Consider the following 6,503-nt stretch of genomic DNA (forward strand, 5'->3'; position numbering starts at 1 on the left):
GTGGGTTAGAAAAATCTAACATGAAATAGCCGAAGCGAATAATAAGTAGCGTAGGCAAATTGAAAAGGAGTTAAGAAATGTCAGTGAAAATTGCATTAGCAGGAAACCCGAACTGCGGAAAAACAACATTATTTAATGCACTGACCGGTTCCAATCAGTTTGTAGGAAACTGGCCTGGTGTAACAGTTGAGAAAAAAGAAGGAAAATTAAAGGGCCATAAAGATGTAACTATCATGGATCTTCCGGGTATTTATTCTCTTTCTCCATATACACTGGAAGAAGTGGTTGCACGTAATTATCTGATCAATGAGAGACCGGATGCAATCATCAACATTATTGATGGAACAAATATTGAGCGTAACCTGTATCTGTCTACACAGATCATGGAACTTGGAATTCCGGTTATCATGGCAGTCAACATGATGGATCTTGTTGAGAAAAACGGAGATAAGGTTTATATCGATAAATTAAGCCAGAAACTTGGATGCGAGGTCGTAGAGATTTCTGCATTAAAAGGAACTGGTATCCAGAAAGCTGCAGAAAAGGCAGTTGGTCTTGCACAGAGCGGAAGAAAAGCAGAGATCGTTCATGCATTCAATCCGAAAGTTGAGGATGTGATCGCAAACGTAGCAGCAAAGCTTGGTTCTGATGTTGCTGAAGAACAGAAGAGATTCTTCGCAATTAAATTACTGGAAAAAGATGACAAGATCAAAGAACAGATGAAATCAGTACCAGATGTTTCTGTTGAAATCAAACAGCTGGAAGATGAATTTGACGATGACACTGAGAGTATCATTACAAATGAAAGATACGTATACATATCCAATATTATCGGTGGATGCGTTGCAAAAAATGACAAACGGACAATGTCTGTATCAGACAAGATCGACCGTGTGGTAACGAATCGCTGGCTTGCACTTCCAATCTTTGCGGTTGTTATGTTTATTGTTTACTATGTATCGATTACTACGGTTGGTGGATTCCTGACAGACTGGACGAATGACGTATTATTTGGCGAGATTATCCCACCTGCAATTCAGAGTGGACTTGATGCAATTGGATGTGCTGCATGGTTAGAGGGACTGATCCTTGATGGTATTGTTGCCGGTGTCGGAGCAGTACTTGGATTCGTACCACAGATGCTTGTATTATTTATTTTCCTTGCATTCTTAGAGTCCTGCGGATATATGGCACGTGTTGCATTCATCATGGACCGTATCTTCCGTAAATTTGGTCTTTCCGGAAAATCATTCATTCCAATGCTGATCGGAAGTGGATGTGGTGTTCCAGGAATCATGGCATCCAGAACGATTGAAAATGACAGAGACCGTAAGATGACAATCATGACAACAACGTTTGTCCCATGTGGAGCAAAGCTTCCAATTATCGCTATGATCGCTGGTGCGTTCTTCGGCAACTCCGGATGGGTTGCAACAAGTGCATACTTTGTTGGTATCGCAGCAATCATCTGTTCAGGTATTATTTTAAAGAAAACAAAGATCTTTGCAGGAGACCCGGCACCATTCGTTATGGAGCTGCCTGCATATCACTGGCCAACTGTTGGCAATGTGTTAAGAAGTATGTGGGAGAGAGGCTGGTCATTCATTAAAAAGGCTGGTACAATCATCCTTTTATCAACCATTATTTTATGGTTCTTAATGAGCTTCGGATGGGAAGGCGGAAGCTTCGGAATGGTCGAAGAATTAAACGAGTCTATCCTTGCTAAAATTGGTACCGCAATCGCATGGATCTTTGCTCCACTTGGCTGGACACAGGCAGGTGAAGGCTGGAAGATGGCAGTTGCAGCCGTTACCGGTCTGATCGCAAAAGAGAACGTTGTAGCTACATTTGGTATGTTATATGGATTTGCAGAAGTTGCAGAAGATGGTTCCGAGATCTGGGGCAATCTTGCAGCTGCTATGACACCAATCGCTGCATATGGATTCTTAGTATTCAACCTGTTGTGTGCACCTTGTTTCGCAGCAATGGGAGCAATCAAGCGTGAGATGAACAATACAAGATGGTTCTTTATCGCAATCGGATATCAGTGTTTACTTGCCTATGTAGTAGCACTTTGTATCTTCCAGATTGGTACACTGTTTACAACAGGTGCTTTCGGAGTTGGAACGGTTGTAGCGTTCATCATGATCGTTGCATTTATCTACTTACTGTTCCGTCCATACAAGGAAAGTGAGACATTGGATGTAAACCTGAAAAAGGCAGTATAATTTAGCCCTCAAAATACTCTTTCTCTATAGTATTTTATATAAGATGTCAGCTGTGCAAACAGCTGGCATCTTTTACTTGACGGAAAATGCGAAAATGCGCATAATAAATTTTAATGTATCAAACGATCGGTTAGAAAGGAATGAGCAGGATGAATAACCGAAGACAGGGAATTTTGTATATTATTATGGCAGGCTTCTTTTTTGCTCTTATGACCTTTTTCGTACGTCTTTCCGGAGACCTTCCAACTATGGAAAAGGCCTTTTTCCGCAATGCAGTGGCGGCAATCATTGCATTTGGGACACTGGTAAAGAGTAAGGAAAAGTTTGCTTTAAAAAAAGAAAATATTCCGGATCTTTTTATGCGGAGTTTATGTGGAACACTTGGACTGATCTGCAATTTTTATGCGATTGATAAACTGAATATTGCAGATGCAAATATTCTGAACAAGCTATCTCCTTTTTTTGCGATTCTGATGTCTTATTTCATATTAAAAGAGAAAGCAAACAAGATAGAGTGGCTGAGTGTTATCGTTGCTTTTACCGGAGCACTTTTTGTCGTAAAACCATCCTTTAATATGCAGTTTGTCTATGCCATGATTGGTGTGTGCGGAGGACTGGGCGCCGGAATTGCCTATACATTTGTCCGTAAACTTGGAAAAAAGGGAGAACGGGGACCGATTATTGTATTATGCTTCTCGGTTTTCTCCTGTGTGGTTACGCTGCCGTTTTTGATTTTCCAGTTTAAGCCAATGAGCCTGTTGCAGTTTGTATTTTTGATTCTGGCAGGTGTGGCAGCTGCCGGTGGACAGTTCAGCATTACGAAGGCTTATACCAAAGCACCTGCCCGTGATATTTCGGTATTTGATTATACACAGGTATTGTTTGCAGCATTGCTTGGCTTTATTTTCCTGGATCAGATACCGGATATGCTAAGTCTGATCGGTTATGTGATCATTATCGGAAGTGCCGTATTTAAATGGGCGTATATACGGAAACAGACGCAGAATGCATAGGTGGAAGTTTTACTTGAAACGAAAGATAACGAGTGCTATACTCACAACAACATAGTGTGGAGGAGAATGATATGGATAAGATGGAATTTACAAGGATCGATGGCGGCGTCTGTGCTGCAAAAGGATTTCAGGCAAATGGATTAAACTGTGGTCTGAATCCGGACAGGAATAAGAATGATCTTGGAATGATCTTTTCAACAGAGATCTGCAATGCGGCAGCAGTATATACGACAAATAAAGTAAAAGGTGCTCCGATTCTGGTGACGAAAAAGCATCTTGAAACAACCGGAAAGAAAGCAAGAGCAGTGATCGTAAACAGCAAGAATGCGAATACCTGCAATGCGGATGGAGAAGAAAAGGCACAGAAGATGTGTGAACTTGCTGCAAAAGAACTTGGGATTTCAGCGGACGAAGTGATTGTCGCTTCAACAGGAGTTATCGGACAGATTCTTCCAATCGAGCCAATCGCAGATCATGTGAAGGAGCTTGCAGCAGGGCTTGCACCTGAGAACCATGACAAAGCGGCAAATGCGATCATGACAACAGACACATTCCCGAAGGAAGTGGCAGTACAGTTTACACTGGATGGAAAGACATGCACGGTCGGTGGAATGGCAAAGGGAAGTGGAATGATCCATCCAAACATGGCTACAACACTGAATTTTGTGACAACGGATGTGGCAATTTCTTCCGAATTGATCCAGAAAGCATTGTCTGAGATCGTAAAAGTGACTTACAACTGTCTGAGCATTGACGGAGATACCTCTACAAATGATATGGTAAGTATCATGGCAAATGGTCTTGCAGGAAACACAGAGATCTCAGAAGAAAACGAAGAGTATGAGATCTTCCGTAAGGCATTGTACGAAGTACTTATGAATATGACAAAGATGCTTGCAAAAGATGGAGAAGGTGCCAGCAAGATGCTGGAATGCACGGTATCCGGAGCGCCGGATCAGGATACTGCGATCATCGTTGCCAAAAGCGTTATCCGTTCTCCGTTATTCAAATGTGCGATGTTTGGAGAGGACGCAAACTGGGGAAGAATTCTCTGTGCAGTCGGATATGCGGATGCTGACTTTGACATCACAAAGGTTGGTGTAGATCTTGCTTCTGCAAAAGGAAGTATTGCGGTGTGCAGAAATGGCTCCGGAGTTGAATTCTCTGAGGATGAGGCAAAAGTAATTCTTGGTGAGGATGAGATCTACATTAATATCGATCTTGGACAGGGGGAAGCTTCTGCAAAAGCATGGGGCTGTGATCTGACCTATGATTACGTAAAAATCAATGGAGATTATCGATCCTAATGGAAAATTGACATTTGCGGGAACAAATGCTATATTGAGTACATAAAAGAAGAAACAGAGCGAACAAAGGTGTTCTGAACCGACAAAGGTTCAGGGCACCTTTTTGTTTACTTCATAGGATGTAAGGAGAATAGTTTTATGAGGACAAATCTGGATGCAATTGATGAAAAGATTATAGAATTATTACAGGAGAATGCACGTATATCCATTAAAGAGATTGCCGGGCAGGTATTTTTATCCTCGCCGGCAGTTACTGCAAGAATCGAGCGGCTGGAAAAGAACCATATCATTACCGGTTATCATGCACAGATTAATCCGGAGGCGCTTGGGTATTGTATAAAAGCATTTATTAATCTTGAAGTAGAACCGGTTCAAAAAAAGGAATTTTATCCTTTTATAGAGGCAATTCCGAATGTGGTAGAGTGCAGCTGTGTGACAGGGGAGTATGCGATGTTAATCGAAGTTGCTTTTGAAAACACGGTAGAACTGGATCATTTTATTAATGAACTCCAGCATTTCGGAAAAACAAAGACGTTAATTGCTTTTTCCACTTCTGTGGAACACCGGAATGTTCCAATCCATTCCTGGAGACTCGAAGAAGTAAAGAGCAGTGATTGACGAGTGCACCTTACTGTGATACTCTAATAATTAGAGAAAAATACTCTAATTATTAGAGAAATGACAAAGTGAGGAATATATCAATGAAGATTGCAATTGCAAATGATCACGCAGCAGTAGAAATGAAAAACGAAATTATGGCATATTTAAAGGAACTTGGACACGAAGTTATCAATTACGGTACGGATACTAATGAGAGCTGTAATTATCCGGAATTCGGAGAACGTGTCGGACGGGCTGTTGTGGATGGAGAAGCAGACTGCGGAGTACTGATCTGTGGAACCGGAGTTGGAATTTCAATCGCAGCAAATAAAGTAAACGGTGTACGTGCAGCAGTATGCTCTGATGCGACAACGGCACATCTGGTAAAAGAACATAATAATGCGAACATCATCGCATTCGGTGCAAGAATTGTTGGTTTGGAAACAGCAAAGGATATTGTGAAGTCTTATCTGGATGCTGAATTTATGGGCGGAAGACATCAGACCCGTATCGACATGATCCACGAAATTGAGAAGCGAAATAAATAAAACTTGAAATGTATTGGCTTTTATTGTAAAATGGACGGATGAGAGAGTTTTTTACTCGAAGTGTTATTAAGGAGGAAGATCGAATGATTTCAGCAGGAGATTTCAGAAATGGTGTTACCATCGAATACGAAGGAAACATTTATCAGATTATTGAATTCCAGCATGTTAAACCAGGTAAAGGCGCAGCCTTTGTTAGAACAAAATTAAAAAATATCATCAGTGGTGGTGTAGTTGAGAAAACTTTCCGTCCAACTGAGAAATGCCCAACTGCACATATTGACAGAAAAGATATGCAGTATTTATACTCAGACGAGGATTTCTACTACTTTATGGATGTAGAGACATATGATCAGATCCAGCTTCCAAAAGCAGATGTAGCAGAGTCTTTGAAATTCGTAAAAGAGAATGAGATGGTTAAAGTATGCTCTCATAAAGGAAACGTATTTGCTGTAGAGCCACCATTATTTGTAGAATTAACAATTACAGAGACAGAGCCAGGATTTAAAGGTGATACTGCTACTGGTGCTACAAAACCTGCAACTGTTGAGACAGGCGCAACTGTTTATGTACCATTATTCGTTGAGCAGGATGATGTAATCAAGATCGATACAAGAACAGGTGAATATCTGTCACGTGTTTAATCACACATGATATGGCTTATTGTGAATAAGAAAGAGATGAGGGCGTGTGAAAAAACGAAAGTTTTTTCATGCGTCCTTTTTATTATGGATACAACAGTAGTTATATTTCATAAAACGTGTATAATTCCCCTTACCCCATAAGAAAGGCTATTATGGAATCCTATGC

Annotated in this window: 6 protein-coding genes; all 6 read left to right on the forward strand. The window is 40.9% G+C overall.

The window, feature by feature from the left end; all coding sequences use genetic code 11:
- Positions 1-77: 77 nt before the first annotated feature.
- The 6 genes from feoB (at position 78) to efp (ending at position 6,337) form a co-directional block, all read left to right on the forward strand.
- A complete protein-coding gene (gene feoB, locus FYJ75_RS13105; protein WP_154430871.1) occupies positions 78-2,228 on the forward strand; it encodes a ferrous iron transport protein B in 2,151 nt (716 codons plus the stop codon).
- Between the two features lie 149 nt (positions 2,229-2,377).
- Positions 2,378-3,241 (forward strand): DMT family transporter, encoded by an 864-nt coding sequence (locus FYJ75_RS13110; protein WP_154430872.1) that lies wholly within the window; start codon positions 2,378-2,380, stop codon positions 3,239-3,241.
- Between the two features lie 71 nt (positions 3,242-3,312).
- Positions 3,313-4,548, forward strand: a complete 1,236-nt coding sequence (gene argJ, locus FYJ75_RS13115; protein ID WP_235907110.1) for a bifunctional glutamate N-acetyltransferase/amino-acid acetyltransferase ArgJ — start codon at positions 3,313-3,315, stop codon at positions 4,546-4,548.
- 150 nt (positions 4,549-4,698) lie between these two features.
- Positions 4,699-5,166: an Lrp/AsnC family transcriptional regulator gene (locus tag FYJ75_RS13120; RefSeq protein ID WP_154430877.1), complete on the forward strand. Its 468-nt coding sequence runs from the start codon at positions 4,699-4,701 to the stop codon at positions 5,164-5,166.
- Between the two features lie 83 nt (positions 5,167-5,249).
- A complete protein-coding gene (rpiB, locus tag FYJ75_RS13125; protein WP_154430873.1) occupies positions 5,250-5,696 on the forward strand; it encodes a ribose 5-phosphate isomerase B in 447 nt (148 codons plus the stop codon).
- 83 nt (positions 5,697-5,779) lie between these two features.
- Positions 5,780-6,337 (forward strand): elongation factor P, encoded by a 558-nt coding sequence (efp, locus tag FYJ75_RS13130; protein ID WP_154430874.1) that lies wholly within the window; start codon positions 5,780-5,782, stop codon positions 6,335-6,337.
- The last annotated feature ends 166 nt before the right edge of the window (positions 6,338-6,503 follow it).

Origin of the sequence: Roseburia porci (genome assembly GCF_009695765.1) — a bacterium.
In the GTDB taxonomy this organism is placed as follows: Bacteria; Bacillota; Clostridia; order Lachnospirales; family Lachnospiraceae; genus Roseburia; species Roseburia porci.